Origin of the sequence: Vreelandella sedimenti (assembly GCF_013416325.1) — a bacterium.
Lineage (GTDB): Bacteria > Pseudomonadota > Gammaproteobacteria > Pseudomonadales > Halomonadaceae > Vreelandella > Vreelandella sedimenti.
The window spans coordinates 13,543-38,992 of sequence record NZ_JACCGK010000008.1 but is presented as its reverse complement, the minus strand read 5'-3'; the positions used below and the strand labels follow the sequence as shown (position 1 = coordinate 38,992).

Sequence of the window (25,450 nt, the reverse complement as noted above, 5' to 3'; positions counted from 1 at the left end):
AGTTGAGGTCAATGCCGCCGTAACAAGTCGGTGGTCAATTCCTCCACATCGGTTACGCCCAACAGCGCCATGTTGCGTTCCATTTCACTACCCAGCAGCGAAACGGCCTTCTTCACACCGGCTTCGCCAGCGATGCTTGCCGCATAGTTGAAGGGGCGACCGAGAAACACGAAGCTTGCCCCCAACGATAGTGCTTTGAGCACTTGGCTGCCGCGGCGGAAACTGCCGTCTATCATCACAGGCACTGCTCCCTCAATTGCCTCTACTACCTCAGGTAGCATAGTTAGTGGGGCCACAGTGCCATCGAGCTGTCGGCCGCCATGATTGGAAACTATTAAACCATCGGCACCCGCGCTGACAGCACGCCGGGCGTCGTCAGGGTGCAAAATTCCTTTTACCACTAGATTACCTTTCCACCTTGTCCGAACCTGATCGAGCGTCGACCAATCAAGATGCCGACGGCCCGAAAAATCACGGTTGACGTTCTTTGCCAGTACCGGCACACCACGTGTCGCCGCATTATTTTCGAAATGCGGAATACCGTGATGCCACAACGTCTTCAGAAAAGTCCCGAATAGCCATCGCGGCCGTACCACCCCCAAGCTAGGCGTAGACTAGGGCGCAGCGGCGAAGAGAAGCCAGCGCGACGATGATTTTCGGGATTCGGCGGCACGGCGTAGTCCACGGTGACCACCAGATTGTTAAATCCTGTTTGCTCAACACGTGCCAGCAGGGCGTCGATTTCCTCTGGGGTTCCGGGCAGGTAAGCTTGAAACCAATCCGAGCCTTTTGCTCCTGAAAGCTCCTCCATGGGTATCAATGATGTACCACTGACAATCATGGGGATGCCGCTGTCTGCTGCTGCTTGTGCCAGCACCTGGTCACCCCGATAAGCAGTTAGGGCGCTAATACCCATGGGTGCTATACCGAAAGGGTAGGCATAGCGGCGGCCAAAGAGCTCGGTTTCCGTCGATACACCGGAGACGTTCACCAACGCCCGAGGAAGAAATGCATATTTATCGAAGGCCTCACGGCTAGACTGGGAGGTAATGCCGTCCTCAGCTACGCTCGTTACGTACCCAAATAGCGGTCGCGGTAAATGCCGCCGAGCGGCTCGCTCGAAATCGTTGAGGCTCAAGATATGTTCTAAGCGATGAGGCATCATGCCTCCTTAGTATCAGCAGTAGCCCGACGCCAGTCGTCTTCATTAACAGCATTGAGAGGACCGCTACCGGTTAGCGCCCCCAGTAGGTTATCGACTGCCAACTGTGCCATAGCCTCACGTGTTTCATGGGTTGCCGAGCCAATGTGCGGTGTCGTTACTACATTATTCATGGCAGCCAGGGGCGAATTGGCGGGAAGAGGTTCTTCGGCGAACACATCCAGCCCAGCTGCGCGGATTCCGCCGGAGTGGAGTGCCTCGATCAGTGCGGGCTCGTCGACCACTTTACCTCTCGCTATATTGATTAGTGATGCCGTCGGTTTCATCCGTGCTAGAGCATCTGCGTCAATTAAGTGATGTGTATCGCTGTTATAGGGCACGCTGAGGCAGACGATATCTGCTTCGGCTAACAGGTCATTCAGCTCACGCCTTTGCGCCCCTAACTGCTGCTCAAGCGCAGGCTTGGATGAGGCGGCGGTATAGAGAATGGGCATACCAAAACCCAACGCCCCACGCCGGGCAATCGCCGCACCAATACGGCCTGCACCCACGATGCCTAGGGTTTTGCCGTGTACATCAATACCGAAGTATTCGGGACGGATATGTGTTCGCCAGCCGCCATCGCGGACAAGGTTGGCCAGTTCGACTAGCCGCCGCTGGGTAGCCATAATTAACGCAAATGCCGTATCGGCGGTGGTTTCAGTCAGCACATCGGGCGTATTGCAGAGAAGAATGCCGCGCCGGTTAAGTGCCTCAAGAGGCAGGTGGTCATAGCCCACTGAAATGGTGGAAACCACTTGTAGCCCTGGTGCCTTGGCCAACATTGCCTCGTTGAGCTCCAGTTTGCCGCCAATTAGTCCATGGGCCTTGGAAAGCGCTGCCATGAAATCAGCACGATTTGATTCGTCCACGTCTTCGAAGTAATCGACCTCGGCAACCTCCGAAAGCGACCCAAGCTGGGCCTCACTGAGCCGCCGTACGGCAACGATACGCCATTTTTTCGTTTGCTCAGCCATGGCTCGCCTCGCCTAACCCTTCCATCTGAAACCCTGTAGCTTTAAGCGAAGACACGAGTTCAGACGCACGCTGCTCCTCCAGCTCAACTAAGGGCGGTCGCACACGCCGCCAAGCGTCATTTCCCGAGAAATTAGCTGTGGCAACCTTCATGGCAGGGATCAGTGGGTACTGTTCAAACAGGTCGCGTATAACATTAAGGCTCTGTTGACGATCGTCAGCATCGTCCGCTTGCCAATGCCGGGCCAACTCAACGATGGCCGCCGGATTGACATTGGCTGTGGCACTAATGCAGCCTGCGCCGCCTGCCCGAAGGGTATCCAGCAGGAACCGCTCGCTGCCGGCATACACGGCAAAGTCTTGCCCAGCAAAGCGTTCGGTTAACCCTTTGGTGTGTGCCCAGTCTCCGCCGCTGTCCTTGATGCCAGCAATAATGCCCGGGAAGGCGTCACGTAAACGCTCGATCAGTTCAAACGAGAGCGGGACATGAGTGACCGGCGGGATATGGTAGAGGTAGATCCGTAGGCGCGAATTTGCGACGCGATTGATCACCTCACTGTAGTAGCGAAACAAGCCTTCGTCGCTAACACCCTTATAGTAGAAGGGCGGTAGCATCAGCACACCGGCACAGCCAGCGTCCACTGCCTCGCGTGTCAGCACCACGCAATCATCAATTGTACAGCTCCCGGTGCCGGGCATAATCCTAGTGGGGTCGACACCGCCATCCACCAGCGCTTTTAACAGCGTCTGCTTTTCAGCCACTGTCATTGAGTTGGCCTCGGAATTGGTGCCGAACACGGCCAAGCCAACGCCATTTGATGCCAGCCACTGGCAGTGGGCCACAAAGCGTTGGGTATCCGGCGCCAAATCGGTGCCGAAGGGGGTAATGACGGGTGACCAAACATCTCCACTCGCTTGGGACATAATATTCTCCTTGTTGTTGTAAGGTCGTTATTGCCAGGGCTCGATGGCATAGCGCTCAAGCGAAGCCTGATCAAAGCCAAAACCAAGTCCGGGTGCGGTGGGCAGTAGCAATTGTCCGTCGGCAAACTCCAACTGGGTATCCACAAGGCGCCTAAAGTTGAGCACCTGATCGTCGGCAAAGAACTCGACCATCTTCACGTTGGGTGCCGATGCTACTAGATGGATATGCAAGTCGTGGAACCAGTGCGGATAGATATCCACCCCATAGCTGGCAGCCGTGGCGGCGATACGTCGAAACTCAGTGATGCCTCCACAAACCGCCGCATCACTCTGCAAAATCATGGCTGCTTCTTTGTCCAGCAGCTCCTTGAAGCGCCAGCGTCCCGCTTCGATTTCACCGGTGGCTACCGGAACTGGCGTGCGCTCCGCTAAGCGGCGATGGTTGTCGATGTCATCAGGGCTAAAGGGCTCCTCGATCCAGAACGGATTATAAGGTTCTGCCATGCGCATGAAGGCTAACGCCGACGGCAGATCCCGCCAGGCATTGTTGGCATCCATCATTACTTGCACATTGGGGCCCACTGCCTCACGCACTGCCGCCAGACGTGCCTCCTCTCCAGCCAAATCTTCTCGTCCCACTTTCATCTTTACCGCGGTGAAGCCCTTAGCTACGTAGCCAGCCATTTCTTCCCCAAGCATCGCGGGCGTCTTGCCATCCAGGTAGTAGCCCCCGCTGGCATAAGCCGGCACGCTGTGAGTATCGCTGGCGCCCAGAAATTTATAGAGCGGGAGTTTCGCTGCCCGAGCGTTACGGTCCCACAGCGCGGTATCCAAAATACTGATGGCACGCATCACCGAACCGCTGCGGCCATGAAGAAGCGATTCCTGATACATTGCTTGCCACAGTGCTTCGGTCGCATGAGCGTCCGCTCCCAACAGCACCGGCTTCAGCAGTTCCCGTACCGCATTTGCCACTAGTGAGCCAGCATTATTCCCGCCATAGCAAAACCCAATGCCTATATGACCATCATCACCCACCACTTCCACTAGCACATAATCTCGCTTAAGTACCTGTCGATTGGAAAAGCTGGTGGGGTTGTCTAGCGGTACATTGACCGTTCGAGTACGCACGTCGGTTATCGTTGTCATGATGAATCCTCGGATTGAGAGTAAGGTCACTCAGGCTGAGTACGCTGGCGCAGTGCAACCCGCAGCCAGCGAAAGAGGGGAGTTGCTTGCAGTATTGAAAAGACAGCAATGCATAACAGCACTACCGCGATGGGGCTAGTCAAAAAGATGCTCACGTTGCCTTGCCCGATTAGCATCGATTGCTGGTAACTGGTCTCCATGACTGGGCCCAGAATTAAACCGATTACCATCGGTGCGGGTGACACACCTGCTTTATTCATCCAGTAGCCAAACAGACCGAAGCCCAGCATCAACCCAACCTCAAACAAGCTATTGTTGATAGCAAAGGCGCCAATCACGCATAGCGTAATGATCGAGCAAGCCACAAAGCTGTCAGGTACCCGCGTCACGCTTACGCAGAGTCGAGTAAACAGCAGCCCCACTAGCAGTAGGCCAATGTTGGCAAAAATCACTGCCCAGATGAGGGTGTAAGTGACATCGCCATAGTCTGTCAGCAGGTTAGGGCCGGGCAGGATGCCTTGAACCATTAGCGCACCTAGCAAAATGGCAGTAGAGGAACTGCCAGGAATACCCAGAGCAATGGTGGGTATCAAGGCACCACCCACTACCGCATTGTTGGCCGCTTCAGGTGCAGCGACACCCGCAATGTCTCCCTTGCCAAAGCGACTCTTATCTTTGGCAAAGCGCTTGGCTTCGTTGTAAGCGAACCAACTGGCAGTATCGCCGCCGGTACCGGGAATTAGGCCAGTGATGATGCCGATGCCACTGGAACGGAAGATATTGGGTAACAAGCGGCGAATCTCAGCGAGAGGCGGAATCAACCTATCAGTGATTTTGCTTGCCACCTTCTGAGCACCATGGGCATTCTCGATCAATATCAGCGCTTGCGGGATCGAGAACAGACCGATCAGTGCGACGGTGAATTCGATACCCGAAAACAGGTTAATGACCCCGTACGTCATTCGTGGCGTACCGGTGATCAGATCCATACCTACCGTGCTCAACAATAATCCCAAGGTGCCAGAGAGTAGACCGCTGACGACAGAGCCTTGTGATAGAGAGCCAATGATGGTGATACCCAATACGGCGATCGCAAACAGCTCGATAGGGCCGAACTTGAGCACCAGTACGCCAAGTAATGGCGCTGCAGTGAGCAGAGCGATGCCACTCAGCAGGCCACCGATAAAAGAAGCGAAGAGTGAAACCCCTAACGCTCTCCCGGCCTGACCCTGTTGCGATAGTGGAAATCCATCGAGAACAGTCGCTGCGGCCGAAGGGGTGCCTGGCGTCTTCAATAGAATGGCGGCGATAGAGCCACCGTAGGAGGCCCCCACATAGAGCGAAGCCAGCATGCTGAGACCCGAGGCCGGATTCATGCCAAAGGTTAGAGGTAACAGCAGCGCCAACGCCATGGTTGCCGAGAGTCCTGGCATGGCGCCCACAAACAGACCCAGCAGGGTGCCGCCAAGTATCAGGGAGATATTGGTGAACGTGATGACGTTGGTCAGGCCCACCAAAACAAGATTATCCATATGACTAGACTCCAGAAGCCTGCGTCAGGCACCCCCTCCCAGCGCGCTGCAATGCCTTTCTAAGCCATGCGAGCCGGGAATAAGGGGTGCTCTAATTGTCGTTATGAGGAATACAGAGGCGGCAGTAGCGGGACAGGCAGGCCTAGAAAGCCGATGAAAACCGCACACACCACCGCGACCAACACCACAATGCCTATGGCGGCGAAGCGCCACGACACATGTCCGATCATCGCTAACGCCACTACCATGAAACCAACAGTGGCAATCAGGTACCCTGTTATCGATATGGTGTAGAGGTAGACGGCGGCCAATAAGAAAATCAGCATTGCCTTCCATGGCTTGCGGTGCCTAGCTTGGCCGCTGACGCTCTCCTCCTCTGGTGCGGCAGTATTGGAGGTTGCTGCTCCCTCGGTCGAGAGCTGACGCCGACGCAGGATACTGAATACTTCCTGGCCCACCATCGCCGCTCCCAATAAGGCGACGGCAACTGAATAGATAAGGGGCATGTTCGCCGCCTTAGCCGGATAGCCCATCGCAGTGATATAAAAGGTCGCTGCTATGCCAATGGCAAAAAATCCTAAGACTAGACGACTTATGTTCATTTCATACCCCTTTGTCGATTTGCCATTTCCCTCTGCCGGTTAAGCGACTTACTGGTTGACCTCATCTTTGACATCTGCCCAGATTTCCTCGAATTGGCCTTCCATGTCTTGCATCATCTGGCCGTAGTCGTCACCGGTCTGGATGTCGAGATTCATGGCACGTTCCTGAGCCGTCTGCTGGAATTCCTCGTTATCTTTTAGGGCTTCAAAGGCAGCAATCAGCTCATCGCGAGCTTCATCTGGAATGCCTGCTGGTGCGCTGTAACCGCGTGAAGAGCCGGCCACGACATCAATATCTTTCTCAATCATGGTGGGCACATCAGGCAGGATATCTAGACGCTCTTTGGTGAAGACGGCGAGGGGGCGCAGGCTGCCCGACTTAATGTGGCCATAGACATTACCAAGGTTATTGAAACTGGCGTCGACCTTGCTTCCCAGGGCGGCTGTCGCGGAGGGGCCATCGCCTTGGAAAGGCACTTTTTGGAAGGACAGCCCCGTTGCCTTCTCAATCATGATGGTTGAAAAGAAGTCATCACCGCCGACGCCTGAGTTTGCCACCGTAATCTGACCGGGGCGTTCCTCAGCAGCAGCGAGAAAATCTTCCACTGTTTGATAGGGGCTGTCTTCCGGCACCACGATAACACCTGGGTCGGTTACCACGTTGGCGATAGGCGTTAGCTCATCAATTGAGTAGTTGATGGCATCATTCATGATGTAGTTCGTCATCAGCATCGGGGTATTGGTGATGCTGATGACGCTGCCATCATTTGCCGACTGCTGGGTTAGCCGCGTCCAGGCAATCGCGCCTGTGGCGCCGGGAATGTATTCATTAATAAATTCCACGCCCAGGGATTCTCGCAAAAATGGTTGGGTCAACTGGGCCAAGGTATCGCTACCTCCTCCTGCCTTAAATCCTTGAAGCACCTTAATCTCATCGGCTGCTGAATACTCCGCCTGAGCGGCTCCAGAAAGCATCAGGGCAGATAATAGGGTAATGGCGTGAGTTCCTCGGATTTGCATAGTTGTTTCCTCAAGTGCTGTTTGTAGTTGTGGTGCATATTGGCACGCAAGTCGTGCTTGCACTAACCAACGTAGTTGTATATCAATAATATTGTCAATAATATTATTGATAATCTTGCCAGTGAGATTTTTACCACCTAGCCTAGAGGTTAAGAACGGTAACGACGGACCCTTCTACAACGACAAGCCGCGAACAAAATAGAGGAAACTGTAATGAGCAAGGACTTCAATAAAGACAACAAAGGAAACGGCAACAACCGTAAAGAGACGGAAGCCCAACGCCCCACCTTGGGCATGTCCAATCGCCTTACCAACTATGGCGACGCGGAGTTTTCACTGTTTTTGCGCAAGGCCTTCATCAAGGGTATGGGATATACGGATGATGCGCTCTCGCGTCCGGTCATTGGGATTGCCAACACCTACAGTGGCTACAATGCCTGTCATGGCAATGTGCCTGGATTGGTCGAGAGCGTTAAGCGTGGCGTCATGCTCGCTGGCGGCTTACCAGTAGACTTTCCCACCATTACCCTTCATGAATCTTTCGCTAACCCCACCAGCATGTACCTGCGAAATCTTATGGCATTGGACACGGAGGAGATGATCCGAGCCCAGCCGATGGATGCTGTGGTGCTGATCGGCGGTTGTGATAAGACCGTCCCAGCACAGTTGATGGCTGCCGCCAGTGCTGGTGTCCCGACGGTACAAGTTGTCACCGGCCCCATGCTCGCTGGCTCACACCGTGGTACGCGCGTCGGAGCCTGCACCGACTGTCGCCGTTACTGGGCCTCCTACCGTGGTAATGACATCGACGAAGCGGAAATTAACGAAGTCAACGACAAGTTGGTCCCTACCGTGGGTACTTGCTCGGTAATGGGAACCGCAAGCACTATGGCCTGCTTAGCCGAAACACTGGGAATAATGCTGCCCAACAGCGCCACCGCCCCTGCCGTCTACGCCGATCGGCAACGCATTGCCGAACAGTCAGGCGCGCAGGCCGTTGCACTTGCACACGCAGGCGTTACGCCAGATCAAATTCTCACCCCTGAAGCTTTCGAGAATGCCTTGCGCGTACTGCTCTCCTTGGGCGGTTCGACTAATGCGTTGATTCATCTGACCGCAATAGCAGGGCGTTTAGGCATCGATATTGATCTTGAGGCATTTGACCGAATGAGCCAGGAAACCCCTGTACTGATGGATCTCAAGCCATCAGGAGAAGGGTACATGGAAGATTTGCATCGAGCAGGCGGCCTGCCCACCTTGCTACGTGAGTTAAAACCGTTGTTACACTTGAACGCCATGACTATCAATGGTCATACCCTGGGTGAAAACATCGATGCCGCCGTCCATCTCATAGACCAAAAGGTCGTGCGGCCAATGCAAAGCCCGGTCTATGCTCAGGGTGGCATAGCCGTATTGCGCGGCAACTTGGCACCGTCCGGCGCCATTATTAAGCAATCAGCCGCCTCAGCTGAGCTTATGACACACCGTGGTCGTGCAGTCGTGTTCACAGGTTTAGAAGACTTGGCTAACCGCATCGATGACCCGGAACTGGATGTGCACGCTGAGGACGTGTTAGTACTACAGAATATCGGGCCCAAAGGGGCACCAGGTATGCCAGAAGCGGGTTACATTCCGATTCCCAAAAAACTCGCCTCGCAAGGCGTCAAAGATATGGTGCGCATTTCCGACGGACGCATGAGTGGCACCGCGGCAGGCACTATCGTGCTCCACGTCTCCCCAGAATCAGCTGAGGGCGGCCCCCTTGGGTTGGTACGCGATGGCGATTTCATATCGCTGGATGTTGCTAATAACCAGTTAAACCTAGAAGTGGACGAGGCGGAGCTTGATGCTCGGCGGCAGGCTTTTAGGAGCGAAGAGGGCGGGGCACCGCTATTGGGATATCGACGCCTGTTTATGGAGCAAATCCTTCAAGCCGAGGAGGGCTGCGATTTTCGCGCTTGCCGACCTGAACCTACGTGCCGGATACCGAGACAGCATGAAGCCTGAAAGCGAGTTTGTTACACTTATTATCCCTATGCACTGCAGTGAATGCTGTTGAGAAAGCGATCATGAACCGAACCGCCCAGCCGCTCTCTACGAGCAGCACCGAGATTCTACCCTCTAGCCCCACATATGGTGTCGATGACATTGTGGCCGCTATAGAAGAGGACATCGTTCTCGGTCGCCTGCACCCACGTGAGCGGCTGGTCGAAGAGGCCATGATGGAGCGCTTCGGCTGCAAGCGACATGTTGTTCGCCAAGCTCTCTTCCAGCTCGATACCATCGGATTGACTGAGCGCATCAAAAACAGAGGTGCTTTCGTCAGGAGTTATCCGCCGGAAGAGGTCGAGGATATCTACGCTATGCGCGAAATTCTCGAACTAGCGGCAGTCAGTAGGCTGCCACTGCCGGCTCCGCAGGAATGGCTTACAGAGCTTGAGGAGGTTCATCAGTGTCACAGCGAAGCTGTGGACGCTCACGACCTTAGGCAGGTGTTTCATATGAACATCGCTTTTCACCGCACCTTATTCAGAGCCTGTGGGAATGAATACTTGTACGCTACCATTAATGAATTCGCTCAGAAGGCTCATGGCATCCGCTTCATTGCGATTACGGATCGCGATGCTCTAGCTCAAGCCAGAAATGAACACCAGTTGATGATTGACGCCATTCGCGACGAAGACCGCGAACGCCTGTCTGAGCTGTGTCGCCAGCATCTACTACCCTCCAAAAACCGCTACTTAGAACTTTATTCTGGAACTCAAGATTAAATGGCTCAGCTTGTAGAAACTTGTGTGTCTTAGCTACGTTTAAAAACTCGTCAAACATCATAAGGCCCAGCCGGTCACCCGGTTGGGCCTTATCTTATTGATGGATAGAATGCTGCAGATTTTTTTTGTTTGCCTACCATGCACCCAGTATCTTAGGGTTTAGGTCGATCATTATAGTTGTTGCTAGAGCGGCGCTCTGTTGAGTTGCTAGGATTGTCCTGCGCCTCTTGTGTTTTTCCGCTTCGAAGAGTTTTTATCATGAAACATGGTTCCATGTGGATCGGGCTTTCTGTTGATTTGCTGGCCACATTTCATTCGGAGAAGCCAGGCGGTGTACGAGCCCTCGTACGCTGCCCCGCGTGATTACATTGGGTCATTTCATTTGGAGAAGCCAGGCGGTGTACGAGCCCTCATACTCTGCTTCGCGTGATTTCTTGGGACATTTCATTCGGAGAAGCCAGGCGGAGTACGAGCCCTCGTACTCTGCCCCGCGTGATTTCTTGGGGCATTTCATTCGGAGAAGCCTGGCGGGGTACGAGCCCTCGTACGCTGCCCCGCGTGATTGCTTGGGACATTTCATTCGGAGAAGCCAGCCGAAGTTCGAGCCCTCGGATGCTAACCCGGGGATGACCTAGCGTCATTTCATTCGGAGACGTCAGGCGGGGTACGAGCCCTCGTACGCTACGCCGCGTGATTACATTGGGTCAATTCATTCGGAGAAGCCAAGCGGAGTACGAGCCCTCGTACTCTGCCCCGCGTGATTTTTTGGGATATTTCATTTGGAGAAGCCAGGCGGGGTACGAGCCCTCGTACTCTGCTTCGCGTGATTTCTTGGGACATTTCATTCGGAGAAGCCAAGCGGAGTACGAGCCCTCGTACTCTGCCCCGCGTGATTTTTTGGGATATTTCATTTGGAGAAGCCAGGCGGGGTACGAGCCCTCGTACTCTGCTTCGCGTGATTTCTTGGGACATTTCATTCGGAGAAGCCAAGCGGAGTACGAGCCCTCGTACTCTGCCCCGCGTGATTTTTTGGGATATTTCATTTGGAGAAGCCAGGCGGGGTACGAGCCCTCGTACTCTGCTTCGCGTGATTTCTTGGGACATTTCATTCGGAGAAGCCTGTCGGGGTACGAGCCCTCGTACTCTGCCCCGCGTGATTTTTTGGGATATTTCATTCGGAGAAGCCTGTCGGGGTACGAGCCCTCGTACTCTGCCCCGCGTGATTTTTAGGCATCATTATTGGGAATGATCAAGCAGAAGTGGGCGGAGTAGATGCCTTTGAATAAAATCGCAGCTATGCATCAGGGTGACCTTCGAGCGCAGATATTAATCTAAAAACAATCGTCAGGAAGATTCTGTAGACGGGATGGGAAGAACCTGATCCACGTGGCTTCAGAACGTTTTTATAGGATTGCTACCATTAGTCATCTCGCGATTAAGATATTCGAAAACAAGTGGGCCGCAATCAAAGGCTGTCTCATTCTAGCAAAGCACTGCTGAGTATGAGTACTTATCATACCTTGTGGAACTGAGATCGGGGCAATCCAGGTTTGGCGTTTTCTACATACTATTGAGTGTGGCTGAGTGATGTGACCGGTTAATGTGCCGGCCCCTTTAAAAATTTAAGGATTCCATCTATAGCAATGAAACATTGCCGCGTGGGTATAAAAGAATACTTGCATCATAATAATTCAAAGGGCTAAGTTATAAAGCTCAATGTTGCATGGTAAAAATTAAAAAGTAATCGCGGGGGAGGTGATTTTTTAGTTTATATTAGAGGTTGGGTGAGGGTGAATTTAAATGATTGTTGTTTTTTTAATGATTTTTTAGTTAGGAAAATATTTGATGCTATAATATCTATATACCATTGACTTTAAGAAGGCGAAGTTTATGAGCGAATTGTCAAAGTTTTTAATTGGCGTCTCACCTATTTTGATCATTATGTTTGGGACGCTAATTGCAGCGGGATATGAAATTCGACGTCGAAAAAATGAAAAAAAATAACTGGCGTATTTTTTTAGGTAATATTATTATAGACAAATTCAGGTAAGTTAATTTATTGTGAACAATGAAGCTTAAATCTTCTTTTTTGCAGTTGTAGGCTGATTTTATGCTTAGGTTCCGATAAAGCCTGAAGTCTAACTCTGACAGTGAATTAATGAGTGTTTTGAGCTAAATTCTATTTTGATAATTATTTGCACGAAGTCCTTGATTGAATATGCTTTTCAGAGCAGGTTGAAGCTCTAAATGTCTTATCGCACAGGCTGGGATTGCTATAACTATGTTGCTAAGAACGGTTAAAAAAAGCCCATACAGAATACGGAGTGTAGGAGACCAGTGGATATTTTAGCCGCAAGTGATTTTCCTCTTATAACTTTCATTGATATTGAGGCGTCTGGGCTTCACCAGCCTAATAGCTATCCAATAGAAGTTGGATGGGCTGATACGCTAGGTAATAGTGATGGGTTTCTCATTCGTCCCCTTGAGGATTGGGCGCATTGGAGTCCAACTGCAGAGGCAATACACGGTATCAAGCGAAGAGAGCTATTCGATAAGGGTTTACCCGTCGATAGAGCGGCCGAGCTGCTCAACAATATGCTTGGGTGTGAAGTTGTCTTTTGTGATGGGCTGGATTCAGATCATTTCTGGCTAAATAGACTCTACGAAGCGGCAAGCGTCGCGCCTTCGTTCGAATTGGCTGATTTTCATCAGCTTCATAAATTGCTTAGCAAGCAACACATGTTATCGCTTCAACGCGTACTTAAAGACCTGGCCATACCACACCGTGCAAAGGCTGATGCTGAGCGTTACGCTAAAGCCGTCCTCGCGAGCTACTCGAATTATGGCGCTTGCTAATACAAGTTGTATCTCTTATATCCTGGATTCCCTGGCACACTTTTTAAACAGGCTTTTAGAGCCTAACTTGTGTCTTAAATATCCGTGCCGATTCATATCCTTTTGCACAGATCGTAGCTATTATGGTCGATAGTATGGGTGATAATTCTATAAAAACTTCATTTTATCATTTACTGGTTTTTTCTTAACTATTTGATTGTAATAAAATATGTCAGTTTTTAGCCATTTTCAAACAACCTGTATTCTTTCATTTTGAGTTTATAGAGCCCACATCTTTCTCTCCACATTAGTATCTTTATAGCTGCCTACCAAGCCGACGTCACCCCATCTTCATTAGCACCCGGGTTTAGAGTCTGAAGTTACTTTATCGTTTTTTAACACCCGTTGCTCGGCATAGGCGGAAGGCGTTAATCCTCCAAGTCCTTTCTTCGGTCTTTCCTCGTTGTATTCCCGTCGCCACGCCTCGATGATGACCCTCGCGTGATTCAGGCTGGTGAACCAGTGCTCATTTAGACATTCGTCTCTAAAACGCCCATTGAACGATTCGATGTAGGCGTTTTGGTTGGGTTTTCCAGGTTCGATTAAAAACAGGGCAACACCACGCTGATGAGCCCACGTCAGCATGGCGCGTCCGCAGAACTCCTTTCAATTATCCGTACGAATGGCGCTTGGCAGGTCACGTTGTATAGCCAGATGATCCAGAATCCGTGTTAACGACAGCCCGTCAATGGCACGGTCAGGCACGATAGCCACGGCTTCATGGGTGGCGTCATCGACAACGGTGAGGTTCTTGATCACGCGACCTTCCGCCGTACGGTCAAACACAAAATCCATCGACCAGACCTGGTTGGCGGCACAAGGGCGGCCAAGGGGCTTTCGTTTAGACGTGGGAACCTTCTTACGCTTGCGTCGCTTCACCTACAACCGAGCCGCGGTTTAGAAACGCTCGACGCGCGTTCACCGGCTTGACGCAGCTTCAGGTAGATCATGCCAGCGCCATAGCGACGATGCCGATGGGCCTAGGCAATAATGCGTTCACGCAATACCTCATTACGGTCAGGAGCCGATTGATAGCGCAATGCACTGGCACTCATACGGATGACACGGAGCGCTCGGCGCTCACTGAGGCCACGTGACACCATAAAGCGCACCAAGTCTCGGCGTGCAGGGGAACTTACCACTTTTTTCTCAGCGCCTCGCGAGTGACCTGCATCTCCAGTAACGACTCCGCAAGCAGCTTTTTCAAGCGTCCATTTTCGGCTTCGAGTTCTTTGAGTCGCTTGGCATCGGTTATGCTCATGCCGACATACTTGCTGCGCCATAGATAGTAACTGGCGACGGCATAGGTCCTTAATGGGCAGTCCCGCCTCTGCTTCGCCCAGAAAACCAATGATCTGTTCTTTGCTGAAACTCTTCTTCATGTCCAATCTTCTTACGCATAGGATCGGACTCTAAAGTGTAGCGCTACTCAATCAGGGGGTGACGTCGAAGCCAAGCTAGTAGCCTATCGGTTCCCTTGAGCACATTAAGCCAGCATCATCGTCGCGGCCTAAATAATTAGAAGCGTTTAATTTGACCTAATAAATTAGCTTGCCAGTATATATCGAGTGTCGAAGACTGTTAAAGCTGCAAAAAAAATGTGGGACTGATCTCGTCGAGTCAGGCGTCAAACAGGGCGATACAAAAAGCATAGGAATGGGGTGAGCATCATGCGCGTATCTCGTATTAGGATTGAAAATTTTAGGGGGGTTAAGAGCGCTGAGGTGTTTCTACCCAGTCATGGTGTGCTTATCGGTGACAATAACACTGGAAAAACAACTATTTTAGAAGCCCTTGATCTGGCTTTAGGGCCGGATCGGCTCAACCGTAAGCCTCCCGTTGATGAGCATGATTTCTTCAAGGGTGTGTATATTCCAGTGACTGTCTTAGAACCGGCTGAAGGAGCCCTTGGAGAAGAAGTAGAGGCTGCTGAAGCAGACGAGGAGTCGGCTGCAGAGAGCAACGAGCCAAAGATCAAGATTGAGGTAACTGTTGTTGATCTCACGGATGAGCAGAAAGCCGTGTTCGGTGATTATGCGGAGTTTTGGGACACCAGAACGAATACGCTCTATGACGAACCGAATCCAGAAGGCGTAGATGTCGACAGTGTCACCGAGGCTATACGTGTCACTTTCCATGGCTGGTATGACTCTGAGGAAGATGACTTCGAAGGGAAGACATACTTCACGCGCAGCCTTACGGAAAGTGAAAAGCCTGAGCCCTTCTCCAGAAAACACAAGCAGGTATGCGGTTTCCTGTATCTCCGTTCCATTCGCACAGGTTCAAGGGCACTGAGCTTGGAACGAGGAAGCTTGTTAGACATTATTCTGCGCCTCAAGGAGGTTAGGCCGCAGATGTGGGAGGATACGCTTGCCACGCTGTCCGAAACCAACGTTGCCAGCAACCCCAATCTTGGGATCTCACCCGTTTTGGAGAGTATCAATGCAGCCCTGAAGAAGTATGTGCCCAGAGAATGGGGGATAGAGCCTCATCTTAAGGTCTCCAATTTGACGCGTGAACATTTGCGCAAGGTTATTACCGCGTTTATTGCAACGGGCGATGGAACACATGCGGCACCTTTCTATCGACAAGGTACAGGCACAATTAATATGCTTGTCTTGGCGATGCTATCCCAGATAGCCGAGGATAGGCAGAACGTCATATTCGCCATGGAAGAACCGGAAACAGCCATCCCACCATACGCACAGAAACGCATCGTGCACGAGGTGCGAAAGCTAGCATCACAAACCCTATTCACATCCCATTCGCCATATGTACTCGAAGAATTTTCACTCGACGAGACGATCGTGCTCGCGCGCGATACTGAAGGCGTACTAATGCAGCGCTCCATCACTTTACCGGGCAACGTCAAGTTGAAACGGTACAGGCAAGAGTTCCGAACTCGATTCTGTGAGGGATTGCTTGCCCGCCGCGTTCTTGTTGCAGAAGGGGCAACGGAGGCCTCATCGTTTCCTGTCGCTTGTCGTCGCCTTGAGGAGCTGAATCCAGACATATACTCATCACTTGAGGCTCTTGGGGTTTGCGTTGTTGATGCTGGAAGTGAAACCAACATACCTGGCATGGCCCAGCTTTACCGTGAGCTTGGGAAGCACACATTTGCGATTTGTGATCGGCAGGACGACGGGAATAAGAAACTGATAGAAGCCCAGGTTGACCTGTTGCTAATGCATAGGGAAAAAGGCGTTGAAGATATGGTGTTGAAGGGCACAACCGAAGAAGCCCTTAAACGATTCACACAGCTAATCGACTGGCCACAGCATCTCTCTCAAAAGTATCCTGATCTGGAAGCGCAAGCCGCCGCAGCTTTGAGCGACTACTTTACATGGTCGAAGGGAAACTGGGGTATCGCTGATTTCATCGCGCAATGCAGCGAGGTAGAAATTCCCGAGTGGTTGAGAGAGGCAGCGCTACAACTGAAGGCCGCATGCACCCCTGCGGAAGTGGAGGAAGCAGCCGCAGTTCAGGGAGCAGAAGCTGATGGAGCTAACTAAAGGCCAACAGGATGTCATGCAGGCGGATGGACATCTTCTTGTAACCGGTGGTCCGGGGTCGGGTAAGACTACGATATCCATCCTAAAGGCGGCACAGGTTGTCGAACAGACTCTTCAGCCTGGCCAGAAAATTCTGTTTCTCAGCTTCGCCCGCGCTACAGTTTCCCGAGTGGTGGAGGCCATTGAGCATGAACAGAAAATTCCTTCTGAGCAGAAGAAACGCATCGATGTGCAGACCTACCACTCCTTCTTCTGGCGCATTCTCAAGACTCACGGCTACCTAATCGGCTTACCGCGGCGATTGAGTATTCTCACACCTCCTGGAGAAGCCATTGCGCTGTCTTCTGTCCGTTCAGGCTTTCCAGCCAGGAGTCTGACAGACGAACAAAAAGTGGCAAAGAAGGCTGCTGAAAATGCAGAGCGACTACGGCTGGCGAACGAAGAAGGACTTGTGTGCTTTGATCTGTATGCTCCATATGTTGGCGATCTTCTTCGTGGTAGCTCACGTATTCAAAGCCTTGTCGCAGCCATGTATCCAGTCATTATCCTTGACGAATTTCAGGATACTAATGATTCACAGTGGCGGGTCGTTCAAGCATTGGGAGAGTTCTGTCGTTTGATCGTTCTCGCTGATCCAGAACAGCGAATCTACGACTGGATTGGCGCTGACCCTGCGCGTCTTGATCATCTCAGAGGGGAGTTCACGGTCTCAGACTTTGATCTGAGTACCGATAATCACCGTAGCGCAGGAACGGAAATCGCGCTGTTTGGCAATGATCTGCTGACAGGAGAGTTTCGTCAGAGCACTTATAAGGGAATTGCGTTTGAGTGTTTTAGACCCTTTGCCGACCCTGCGATGACCATGCTGGTGACGACAGTCTATGCGGCTCGGAAGCGGCTTGCTGAGGCAAAGATCAAAAACTGGTCAATAGCCATTCTGGTGCCCACTAAGAAAATGACTCGCTTGGTTTCGGATGCGCTGCGTCAGCCACCAGCAGGCATGGCAGCGGTAACACATTCGGCCGTTATAGAGATGGAGGCCGCCATACTTGGGGCCGAAGTTATCGCTCTGCTAATGCAGTCAGGGAGCGATGCTCGCCATTTTGCTCAGTTCATTGGTCTTCTGTGCAACTACTATCAAGGAAAAGGAGGAAATGAGCCAACGAAGAAAGCACTTCACGAAGCAGCTAATATACGTAAAGCATATGAAGAAGCGCTAGCTCTTCAAGCCTCTGGAAAGGGAGCCCGCAAAAATAGCATTCTCGTCAACATAAAAGCCGTCTATGAGCAGGCCTGCGCACTTAAGCTGACTGGCGATCCTGATAAAGATTGGCGGGCGGTTCGGCATACTCTCGAAGATGGCGGATGTAGTCGCCTTAAAGAGATCGCAAGTGAGGTTCGAAATGTACGGATTTTGGAACGTGGGATGCAGCTTCGGCAGGCATTATCACAGGATTGGCGGGATAATGGAGGTTACCAAAACGCTCTTACAATTACCCAGCAGGCATTTGTGCAGGAGCACTTTTCCACAAATTCTAAGCCAGAGTCAGGTGTCATTGTGATGAACATGCACAAGGCTAAAGGAAAGCAGTTCGATGAAGTGATCATCTTTGAGGGGTGGCCGATCAAACGTAAAGGGCAGCCTCCCTTCAACGCTGACAGAATTGTACGCTTCAACTCAAAAGACAAAATGGATACTCAAACAAGACAGAATTTTCGAGTTAGTGTTACTCGTGGCAAACGGCAAACTACCATACTGACTCCAAAAACCGATCCATGTGTTCTTTTGCTAGATAGTGATGAGTGACTCGTTGGTCAAATCGGTGATCTGGCCCAACGTACGCATCGTGGTTTTGTATGAATCCGTTAATGTCGGGAGTCAGCAGCATTTGAACTGAAGTCCGATAGCACCGTCGAAAGGAGTATTAGATAAGGTCCGGCTTTTGCCTACAAGTTATTACTACCCGTTCTTGCAGATGGGGTCTTTGAGGAGAGCTTTATGGACTACGAACATGCAGTGGTGAAATTTGAAGAAGGCGTTGGAACTCTGCTCTGCAACGGCTGTGGCATTGTCCTCGCTGAGGGTGCCAAACACGAGGACAGGGAACACTATTGTACCATGTGTATGAGCGGTAACTGCAAAGCAAAATTCAAGAAAGGAAAGTAAAGAATTGGCGCTTGATCACTTCATATGGATTTGGCCTGATCAAGCAGACGGCCCACTGGGGTGTCAATCAGGTAGATCATGGCGATGAAATTGGACTCGTTCCGATAGCCACGTGCGAGTGACAGTGTTTGTTCGGTAGCTATGCTGCCAAAAGGTATAATCTGCTCATTTCGTAGGGCTCGGGCAACTCGTTATGAAAGCTTAAGTCCCTGTGCTGACAAGTACTGTCTACTACAAGTGGTGCATGAAGCGAAGTACTTCCATTCGGGTTCTAAGGCCAAGGACTACGAAGAGCCAACCGAATGGATGACGGTATTTGGAGCCACTCATAATGCGGGCGAAAGTGGGGCCCGGCAGGTGGCGACTTGTTAAAACCTGAATTCAAGCAGCGAATCCATGACGAAGTCGCTCAAGAAGCGTAACAACGGCGTTGTAACCCGGCGTGGTAGCCGTAGCCTGCAGACCATTTTGCCCACCGAGCGATTTTCTCGGCCTTAGAAGCCAACTATCTGATTTTTGCTTGTTGCCGAATATTGATGCCGCTAATAGTGTTGCCAGGACAGCTCGATAAAGCTTGTCTCCTTCGCCCGGGGTCAGATATTTACTCTGTTGCAATCTACGCTTGAGTGCAGCTTTACTGATGATGTCGAGTTCTACAGCGTTCACGCCATAGGCGGCGACTCTGTCGATAGCAGACAGAGGGATACCCTGTCGGATGAGGACATCTAAGCTAACGTTATCACTCGCACCGAAAAGCATAGCCGCTTGTGTCTCAAGGTCACGTCCGAAGCCGACGTCAGTCGCCGATGCCATGAGTAGTTCCTTGTCGAGTAGATACCAGAAACGATAGCAGATCCAGCCGGTAAAGGGCTGAGATAGGTGCATACAAATATGACGTTTGTGTTGGCTATTGCCTGGTATGAGATGGATGAGCTGAGAGCAGGGCGACTGCTATCGATATTGACAACACTTTCCCCTCTGTCTTGTTGGGCTTATCAATCCAAAAGCATAGCGCTTGCGAGCACGGGCCGCCTCGAACTTTTCGTGCCAGCGTGCTGTATTACTTCTACGAATATTGAGTTGATGGACCCGGCTCTGAGTTAGTGGTTAGTCAAACTAAAAGAAGGGAGTTAGGCCCGCCAGGGATGGCGCTCTACGTTTTAACAACAGCTAGTTCTTCCCACTTCGTTGTGTACCTTGGGGTTCGATGCTCGCAGCGCAGCTCCCATGCATTGGCCTTCCTCGGTATTCCCAGCCTGACAGTATTTTTTCCGTGCTCCCGGTTAAGCTTATCCAGCGTCGCCATTAATTTCTCATTCCTTTCCCGCTTCTCATCGCTCACTGGCTCAGCCAGCAACCCAAGTTGTTCATTGCCGTAGTCGCACAGATCCATGAGCATAACGCCGCATTTTTGATACATGATGCCCGGTTTGAATATGCTCTCCAGCCCCGCCATCGCGGTACGGACCAGTTCACGGCTGTCATCCGTCGGGTGGGGCAGTGGTATCACTAACGATTTGCTGTAGCTGGGTAGATCCGGGCGGAATCTATTGGTGCGAACGAACACCATGATGGCCTGGGCAAGGCCCTGCTGCTTACGTAGCTTCTCGCCGGCGCGTGAAGTGTGCACACGGATCGCTTCGTGAAGGTCGGCTTTATTGTTAGTGAGGCGCCCAAAGCTGCGGCTGACCATGATCTGCTTTTTGGGCTGCGTCATGTCGTCTAGTGCTATGCAGTCCTGCCCCCGGAGCTCATAAACGATGCGCTCCATCACAACCGAAAAGTGTTTCCTCAAGTGCTTAGGCGCGGCGTTGCGTAGTTGCCAGGCTGTTTCTATACCGAGAGTTTGCAGTCTCACCGCACTACGGCCAGCGACACCCCATATTTCCGTTACCGGTAGCTGCTCAAGGAAAGCGCGCGTGTCGTCGCTGTCCGCATGCATGATGGCGACACCATCAAAGCCAGGCTCTTTTTTGGCTCTGTGGTTTGCAATTTTGGCCAACGTTTTAGATGTGCTGAGTCCTACGCTGACCGGTATTCCGGTATCGCGCCGCACCTGGTGCCGCATGGTCTGGCATCTTTCTGTCAGCGTTTCAGGATCGAAACCTTCAAAACTCAGAAACGATTCATCAATCGAGTAAATGTCGACGTGTGGCGTGTGCTGGCTGAGAACGTCAGTGACCCTTCGAGACATGTCGCCGTACAGCGCGTAGTTGGAGCTCAGTAAAATGCACTGACGGCGTACGTGAGGGTCGATCTGATGCGCGGGCATGCCCATCGCTACGCCAAGCTGCTTTATTTCAGCGGACCTGGCGACAACGCAGCCATCATTATTCGACATCACCCCAACGGGCTTGCCTTCCAGCTTCGGGTTGAACACGCGCTCGCAGCTGACGTAGAAATTATTGCAGTCGACCAGGGCGATCATATTGAGAAACCAGGTGCCAGCGAGTGGATGTTGTGTGTGACGACGCCCCACACCTGGCACTCTTTACCCTCAAGAGGGATCGGTCGGAACTCTGGGTTCGAGGCGATCAAGTAGGGTCGGTTGCCTATCGTGCCTAACTTTTTACAGGTGAGCTCACCGTCAACGCTCATGATAACGATGTGACCGGTCTTAGGCTCAAGAGAGCGATCGACTATTAATAGGTCGCCATCATAAATACCGACGCCGGTCATTGATGAGCCTTTGGAGCGCAGGTAATACGTCGCACTGGGGGGTTGAATGAGGTGAGCAACTAGATCCAGCTCGGCTTCCAGATAGTCATCGGCCGGCGAAGGAAACCCGGTGCGCACTTCGCCAGCAGCTAGGGGGAGTTTCAGTGGTGGGGCGGTGGTATCGACACGCCCGAGAACGGTGAGGTGGATGCTCATGCCATCGACTCCTCAGGGTTCCATGTAATCTGCACATGCTCGGAATGGTCATCCATGGTGATGAGCGTGACGTTCTCGACAGTGCCCAGGTCGGAAAGCATGCGCGCCCAATCATCCGCTTCATCTTCAGGCTGGCGTTTTATCTCAACGTAGTGCTTCGACTGTGCACCCGGGCTATTGATTGCCCGCTGCACGCGCTGGATCAACTGCTGATACTTTTTCTCTGACATAAGTGCCTCCTAAAATGCTGGTAATATATACAGTATTTTAGGCAGACGATAAGCGATGACCAGCGTTGACTGCAAGCACTCATGTGTCAGGGTGGCTGCGAGCCGTAATTTATCGTCTATCATTCAAGGATGTGTGGACGATTCGCGTTATTCACCCCCCTTGATCGGCTGGCCAAAATGGTTGGCGCTACTGTGCCAGAGCAAATCGTAAAGCCTCGCTACAACGTCGCGCCCGGCACGTGGATAGCTACCGTGCACCAGTCTTCAGAAAACGAGGCACCGTTTATTGGCGAGATGTGGTGGGGATACAGACCGAGGTGGGCACAAAGCACAGGTAATCAGCCGATCAACGCGAGAGTTGAAACTGTGGCCACCAACGCCTATTTCAAATCGGCATTTTCAAAGCATAGATGCCTGATACCGGCTGACGGCTGGTATGAATGGATTAAAGACTCAAAACCCAAGCAACCGCATTACCTTTGCCGCAAAGATCGTGAGCCGATGTTTTTCGCAGGCATATTCGCTGAGCGTGATGATGGAAGCCTAGGCTGTGCCATTGTCACTGAGCCCGGTCGCGGTAGTGCTGCTGAGGTGCATGATCGAATGCCACTGATATTGGATGACGATAGCCTTGAGCATTGGTTAGCGCCTGACATTACTGATCGGGAGACGATCAAGCAGATGGTGCGACATATCGATGCCAGTCTGCTAGAGCATTGGCCTGTGAGCACCAAAGTTAACAAGCCTAGCGAAGGGCAGAGCGAAGAGCTGATTAATCCGGCGTGATGTATCTAATCATCGGCAGATCGACTCGCACGGCACACCATCACTATCACCATCTAAGCGACCGTTCCCGCATTGATTCAAGTGGAACATTGCCTCTTCGCATGACGCCATGGCACCGCAAGTCTTACGAGTTGAACGGGTTATGAGTCATTGGATGCATTAAGGGCAATGCTTACATCATGAAAGCTATCTGTAACTCGCGGTGCAAATAGGTCTTAGCCACTTTGCTTATTAGCACTTGAGTGAGCTTTCTCGTCTTTGTGGCTAGCTGTAGCCGAATATGGGTGGTCCGAATCTCTACTAGACCCGTCGGGGCTTCTTGGCTAGCTAGCATATCTTTATGCAGAATAGGGAGACCGAGTACAGAAAAAGTTCGTGGATACTCATCTACCAAGGGGTGGTCAAATCACACTCGTCATGTGCTAAGTTTAATTGGCATGCAATTTTCGACCCAAAGCAGTCTCTCAGCACGGCTGAATCGACCGAAAACTGCTGGCCGCTATCTTGTCATATTCGGATATCAGATCCTTTCGGGGCATTTTTGCACTTCACAATTACTTCTCTATATCGATTCCAAGCTTGATGACCCTGCGGCGCTTCAGCTTGAATGCAAAGCCACTTCGCGCTGTTTGAGGAGAGGAAGTGGTAGGGCCAATCAACCATTCCATTGAGCGGATGTGAAATAAAACTTGCGCTTCAACAGCATCTCAGCCTGGGTAAATAAACAAGGGGCTTATACTATATCTTTCCGTGCCTTGGAGATTACCGCATGGCCAATGCGCTGAGTCATCAGACTGTTCTCATCCTATGGGGTGTGTTTCTAGCACTAGTAGTCTATCGCTATTCCAGGAAGTTCCCTGCGTGGACGCTTCTGGTAACGGCACTGTTTGCAATTTTGCTTCGAGTTACAGGTTTTTTTCTTTACGAACTCGAAATGCAGCCTGGCGAACTCGGATATGTCGGCCTTTTTACAAATGCGTTGTTCAAGTCAATCCAGTTGCTTTTCATGGGGGATACTCCGGCTCCCAATGAAAATATCCTGATCCAGATGTCTCGGCTTTCGGCTCTGGCGACAGTATTTATGCTGACCTATGAGGCTATCCGAAGACTTTTTGCCGATTCCATTCAGCGAGTGATGCTACAACTTAATAAGCAACACGTAGTGATATGTGGTCTCGGACAGATTGGCTATCACCTGGTTTGCGATTTGCGTAGTGAAACTGAGGGTGGCACTGGAAAATTATCGGGCATCCCCAAAGTGGTGGTGGTCGAGCCCGATCGTGAGAACCCTTACCTCAATGCCGTGCGTGATCTCGGCGTCACCGTGGTACATGCCGATGCCATCAACATTCAAACCCTCAAAGGTATTAACGCACACAAGGCCCGTGATGTGTTTTTCCTGACTGGCAAGGATGAAGTGAACATCGAAGGGGCATGCAAGCTTGACGACAATATTGTCGACGGGCTGGGGTGGGAAAATGATTCCACACCGGATCTCTATGTCCACCTCCGTCATGCCGATCTTGGAGGAGTGGTGGAGAATCGCAGGAGTTTGTCTTCGGCCGATGGTCGTTCGCATATCAAAGCGTTCAATGTTATCGATCGCTCGGTACGGGATGTTGTTGGCAATCTTGTCTTGCCATGGCGGCCGCGCACAACGTCTCAAATAGCCCACTTCGTGATCGTCGGGTTTGGTGAGGTGGGCCAGAGACTGGCTCTTCGTTTGGCAGAGCTGGCGCATTTCGAGAATGGCAAACGCTCGCGTATGACCATCGTCCACGGGTCTCACGAGCACGAATCAGTGCGGCGATTTCGGCAAATATACCCACGAATGATGCCCTCAGATGGACCAGCCGATGCCTGGATGCCGGAGGCCGCAAGGGATGACTGGTCCTTCGGCGTTTCGGTGGCGGACCGGGGAAACCCACAGCCGGGTGACTGCGGTGTGGCGTTTGTGGTCAACGGGGGCTGGACGGAGATGGACGCCGCACCGGATTCCGATGAGTTCGTGGAACGAATCGTGAATCTGGCTGGGACACCCGACCTGCTTCCCGTGGTGTTCATCTGTAGGGAATCTGACGAGCTGAATTGCTCGCTGGCGCATAAGCTGCGAACGGAGCTGGATCAACGGCTCAAAGAGAAAGACGGGAGCGATGGCGATTTGCTGCGCTACCGAGACGGCCTGTCACCGGTGCCGATTTTTTCCTATGTACCCCGTCGCCCCATGCTAACGCGATTGGTCGACAGTCCGGATTTGATCAGTTTCGGTGCGTCTGATGTTGTCTGTACTTACAAAGAGCTGACCAGGGACCTGCAACGCCCACTGGCAGAAGCACTGGCCGCCGATTTTCACCGTGAGTACGAGAAACGACAGGCCATCGCTGCCGGGGAGCCAACGCACCACATCGAAGCGCCGACCTTTTCGACTTTGCCGGCCTGGGAGCGGCAATCCAACCTTTCGGCGGCGGCGCACCTGAATATCAAATTGGCCGCGCTGGATATGAAGCTGGTTTATCGCGATCACATGAGCACGCCGGCTGATATTGCCAAAATCAGCTCCGAACAACGAGAGCATGTGGCACGCATGGAACACAGCCGCTGGCTGGCCGAGCGCCTACTCAATGGTTGGACCTTCGGTGAGCGTGACAATGCCCGCAAGCGACGATTGTCGATAGTGGATTGGGACAGCCTCAAGAGCGACGAGCCGGCAAAGGATAGTGACCAGATCGATCGCATCATTGACTTCTGTAGTCAACACCCCGTCATCGCGCTGACAAGGGCGGATGGCGAACCTGACCAAAAAGAGTGCTGA

At 51.9% G+C, this 25,450-nt stretch carries 21 protein-coding genes and 1 pseudogene; 8 read left to right on the top strand and 14 right to left on the bottom strand.

Features of this window, described 5'->3' with window-relative positions; translation table 11 throughout:
- Positions 1-8: 8 nt before the first annotated feature.
- From HZU72_RS24010 to HZU72_RS10245, 8 genes are all read right to left on the bottom strand, one after another.
- Positions 9-503, bottom strand: a complete 495-nt coding sequence (locus HZU72_RS24010; protein ID WP_328736913.1) for an alpha-hydroxy acid oxidase — start codon at positions 501-503, stop codon at positions 9-11.
- A 56-nt stretch (positions 504-559) separates the two neighbouring features.
- Complete coding sequence (locus HZU72_RS24005; RefSeq protein WP_268896347.1) at positions 560-1,162, bottom strand: alpha-hydroxy acid oxidase; 603 nt, start codon at positions 1,160-1,162, stop codon at positions 560-562.
- Positions 1,162-2,178, bottom strand: coding sequence for a 2-hydroxyacid dehydrogenase (locus HZU72_RS10270; protein ID WP_180091716.1), 1,017 nt, complete (start codon positions 2,176-2,178; stop codon positions 1,162-1,164). The genes HZU72_RS24005 and HZU72_RS10270 overlap by 1 nt, the downstream gene beginning before the upstream one ends.
- Positions 2,171-3,100, bottom strand: coding sequence for a dihydrodipicolinate synthase family protein (locus HZU72_RS10265; RefSeq protein ID WP_180091715.1), 930 nt, complete (start codon positions 3,098-3,100; stop codon positions 2,171-2,173). The genes HZU72_RS10270 and HZU72_RS10265 overlap by 8 nt, the downstream gene beginning before the upstream one ends.
- Positions 3,101-3,127: 27 nt before the next feature.
- Positions 3,128-4,249: a mandelate racemase/muconate lactonizing enzyme family protein gene (locus HZU72_RS10260; protein WP_180091714.1), complete on the bottom strand. Its 1,122-nt coding sequence runs from the start codon at positions 4,247-4,249 to the stop codon at positions 3,128-3,130.
- Between the two features lie 26 nt (positions 4,250-4,275).
- Positions 4,276-5,781 carry a tripartite tricarboxylate transporter permease gene (locus HZU72_RS10255; RefSeq protein ID WP_180091713.1) on the bottom strand — a complete coding sequence of 502 codons (1,506 nt, stop codon included), beginning with the start codon at positions 5,779-5,781 and terminating at the stop codon, positions 4,276-4,278.
- A 101-nt stretch (positions 5,782-5,882) separates the two neighbouring features.
- The gene (locus tag HZU72_RS10250; RefSeq protein WP_180091712.1) at positions 5,883-6,383 is read right to left on the bottom strand and encodes a tripartite tricarboxylate transporter TctB family protein; all 501 of its coding nucleotides are present in this window, start codon (positions 6,381-6,383) and stop codon (positions 5,883-5,885) included.
- A 48-nt stretch (positions 6,384-6,431) separates the two neighbouring features.
- Positions 6,432-7,403, bottom strand: coding sequence for a tripartite tricarboxylate transporter substrate binding protein (locus tag HZU72_RS10245; RefSeq protein WP_180091711.1), 972 nt, complete (start codon positions 7,401-7,403; stop codon positions 6,432-6,434).
- A gap of 213 nt (positions 7,404-7,616) precedes the next feature.
- On the opposite strand from HZU72_RS10245, the gene HZU72_RS10240 reads away from it, so the two are divergent.
- The 3 genes from HZU72_RS10240 (at position 7,617) to HZU72_RS10230 (ending at position 13,030) form a co-directional block, all read left to right on the top strand.
- Positions 7,617-9,410: an IlvD/Edd family dehydratase gene (locus tag HZU72_RS10240; RefSeq protein ID WP_180091710.1), complete on the top strand. Its 1,794-nt coding sequence runs from the start codon at positions 7,617-7,619 to the stop codon at positions 9,408-9,410.
- A 62-nt stretch (positions 9,411-9,472) separates the two neighbouring features.
- Positions 9,473-10,174 (top strand): GntR family transcriptional regulator, encoded by a 702-nt coding sequence (locus HZU72_RS10235; protein WP_180091709.1) that lies wholly within the window; start codon positions 9,473-9,475, stop codon positions 10,172-10,174.
- 2,337 nt (positions 10,175-12,511) lie between these two features.
- Entirely contained in the window at positions 12,512-13,030 is a 519-nt protein-coding gene (locus tag HZU72_RS10230) for a 3'-5' exonuclease family protein (RefSeq protein ID WP_180091708.1), read from the top strand.
- A 333-nt stretch (positions 13,031-13,363) separates the two neighbouring features.
- Here HZU72_RS10230 and HZU72_RS10225 read toward each other — a convergent pair.
- A pseudogene (locus tag HZU72_RS10225) lies at positions 13,364-14,451 on the bottom strand (IS3 family transposase).
- A gap of 288 nt (positions 14,452-14,739) precedes the next feature.
- Between HZU72_RS10225 and HZU72_RS10220 the strand changes: the two are divergent.
- The 3 genes from HZU72_RS10220 to HZU72_RS10210 all read left to right on the top strand — a co-directional run bounded on the left by HZU72_RS10220 (position 14,740) and on the right by HZU72_RS10210 (position 18,748).
- On the top strand, positions 14,740-16,581 hold the full coding sequence (locus tag HZU72_RS10220) for an ATP-dependent nuclease (RefSeq protein ID WP_180091707.1): 1,842 nt from the start codon (positions 14,740-14,742) through the stop codon (positions 16,579-16,581).
- Positions 16,568-18,388, top strand: coding sequence for a UvrD-helicase domain-containing protein (locus tag HZU72_RS10215; protein ID WP_180091706.1), 1,821 nt, complete (start codon positions 16,568-16,570; stop codon positions 18,386-18,388). Before HZU72_RS10220 ends, HZU72_RS10215 begins: the two co-directional genes overlap by 14 nt.
- 192 nt (positions 18,389-18,580) lie before the next feature.
- Positions 18,581-18,748, top strand: coding sequence for a hypothetical protein (locus tag HZU72_RS10210; RefSeq protein ID WP_180091705.1), 168 nt, complete (start codon positions 18,581-18,583; stop codon positions 18,746-18,748).
- Positions 18,749-19,129: 381 nt separating this feature from the next.
- Here the strand turns inward: HZU72_RS10210 and HZU72_RS10205 are convergent, their stop codons facing one another.
- The 4 genes from HZU72_RS10205 to HZU72_RS10190 form a co-directional block, all read right to left on the bottom strand.
- The gene (locus HZU72_RS10205; protein ID WP_180091704.1) at positions 19,130-19,561 is read right to left on the bottom strand and encodes an antitoxin Xre/MbcA/ParS toxin-binding domain-containing protein; all 432 of its coding nucleotides are present in this window, start codon (positions 19,559-19,561) and stop codon (positions 19,130-19,132) included.
- Between the two features lie 340 nt (positions 19,562-19,901).
- Entirely contained in the window at positions 19,902-21,176 is a 1,275-nt protein-coding gene (locus HZU72_RS10200; RefSeq protein ID WP_180091703.1) for a Y-family DNA polymerase, read from the bottom strand.
- Positions 21,173-21,622: a LexA family protein gene (locus HZU72_RS10195; protein ID WP_180091702.1), complete on the bottom strand. Its 450-nt coding sequence runs from the start codon at positions 21,620-21,622 to the stop codon at positions 21,173-21,175. The genes HZU72_RS10200 and HZU72_RS10195 overlap by 4 nt, the downstream gene beginning before the upstream one ends.
- Positions 21,619-21,852, bottom strand: coding sequence for a DUF1654 domain-containing protein (locus HZU72_RS10190; RefSeq protein WP_180091701.1), 234 nt, complete (start codon positions 21,850-21,852; stop codon positions 21,619-21,621). The genes HZU72_RS10195 and HZU72_RS10190 overlap by 4 nt, the downstream gene beginning before the upstream one ends.
- 129 nt (positions 21,853-21,981) lie before the next feature.
- On the opposite strand from HZU72_RS10190, the gene HZU72_RS10185 reads away from it, so the two are divergent.
- A complete protein-coding gene (locus tag HZU72_RS10185) occupies positions 21,982-22,638 on the top strand; it encodes an SOS response-associated peptidase (RefSeq protein WP_180091700.1) in 657 nt (218 codons plus the stop codon).
- A gap of 9 nt (positions 22,639-22,647) precedes the next feature.
- Here HZU72_RS10185 and HZU72_RS24195 read toward each other — a convergent pair whose 3' ends face one another.
- Positions 22,648-22,782, bottom strand: coding sequence for an excalibur calcium-binding domain-containing protein (locus HZU72_RS24195; protein ID WP_371829541.1), 135 nt, complete (start codon positions 22,780-22,782; stop codon positions 22,648-22,650).
- 625 nt (positions 22,783-23,407) lie between these two features.
- On the opposite strand from HZU72_RS24195, the gene HZU72_RS10175 reads away from it, so the two are divergent.
- Positions 23,408-25,450 carry an NAD-binding protein gene (locus tag HZU72_RS10175; protein ID WP_180091699.1) on the top strand — a complete coding sequence of 681 codons (2,043 nt, stop codon included), beginning with the start codon at positions 23,408-23,410 and terminating at the stop codon, positions 25,448-25,450.

Bases quoted from the DNA above. Each gene is read 5' to 3' on its own strand.
- HZU72_RS10190 (WP_180091701.1), bottom strand. From the start codon at position 21,852: ATGTCAGAGAAAAAGTATCAGCAGTTGATCCAGCGCGTGCAGCGGGCA.
- HZU72_RS10200 (WP_180091703.1), bottom strand. From the start codon at position 21,176: ATGATCGCCCTGGTCGACTGCAATAATTTCTACGTCAGCTGCGAGCGC.
- HZU72_RS10210 (WP_180091705.1), top strand. From the start codon at position 18,581: ATGGACTACGAACATGCAGTGGTGAAATTTGAAGAAGGCGTTGGAACT.
- HZU72_RS10260 (WP_180091714.1), bottom strand. From the start codon at position 4,249: ATGACAACGATAACCGACGTGCGTACTCGAACGGTCAATGTACCGCTA.
- HZU72_RS10255 (WP_180091713.1), bottom strand. From the start codon at position 5,781: ATGGATAATCTTGTTTTGGTGGGCCTGACCAACGTCATCACGTTCACC.
- HZU72_RS10195 (WP_180091702.1), bottom strand. From the start codon at position 21,622: ATGAGCATCCACCTCACCGTTCTCGGGCGTGTCGATACCACCGCCCCA.
- HZU72_RS10270 (WP_180091716.1), bottom strand. From the start codon at position 2,178: ATGGCTGAGCAAACGAAAAAATGGCGTATCGTTGCCGTACGGCGGCTC.
- HZU72_RS10220 (WP_180091707.1), top strand. From the start codon at position 14,740: ATGCGCGTATCTCGTATTAGGATTGAAAATTTTAGGGGGGTTAAGAGC.
- HZU72_RS10250 (WP_180091712.1), bottom strand. From the start codon at position 6,383: ATGAACATAAGTCGTCTAGTCTTAGGATTTTTTGCCATTGGCATAGCA.
- HZU72_RS10235 (WP_180091709.1), top strand. From the start codon at position 9,473: ATGAACCGAACCGCCCAGCCGCTCTCTACGAGCAGCACCGAGATTCTA.
- HZU72_RS10185 (WP_180091700.1), top strand. From the start codon at position 21,982: ATGTGTGGACGATTCGCGTTATTCACCCCCCTTGATCGGCTGGCCAAA.
- HZU72_RS10245 (WP_180091711.1), bottom strand. From the start codon at position 7,403: ATGCAAATCCGAGGAACTCACGCCATTACCCTATTATCTGCCCTGATG.
- HZU72_RS10265 (WP_180091715.1), bottom strand. From the start codon at position 3,100: ATGTCCCAAGCGAGTGGAGATGTTTGGTCACCCGTCATTACCCCCTTC.
- HZU72_RS10205 (WP_180091704.1), bottom strand. From the start codon at position 19,561: ATGGCATCGGCGACTGACGTCGGCTTCGGACGTGACCTTGAGACACAA.
- HZU72_RS24005 (WP_268896347.1), bottom strand. From the start codon at position 1,162: ATGCCTCATCGCTTAGAACATATCTTGAGCCTCAACGATTTCGAGCGA.
- HZU72_RS10175 (WP_180091699.1), top strand. From the start codon at position 23,408: ATGGCCAATGCGCTGAGTCATCAGACTGTTCTCATCCTATGGGGTGTG.
- HZU72_RS10240 (WP_180091710.1), top strand. From the start codon at position 7,617: ATGAGCAAGGACTTCAATAAAGACAACAAAGGAAACGGCAACAACCGT.
- HZU72_RS10215 (WP_180091706.1), top strand. From the start codon at position 16,568: ATGGAGCTAACTAAAGGCCAACAGGATGTCATGCAGGCGGATGGACAT.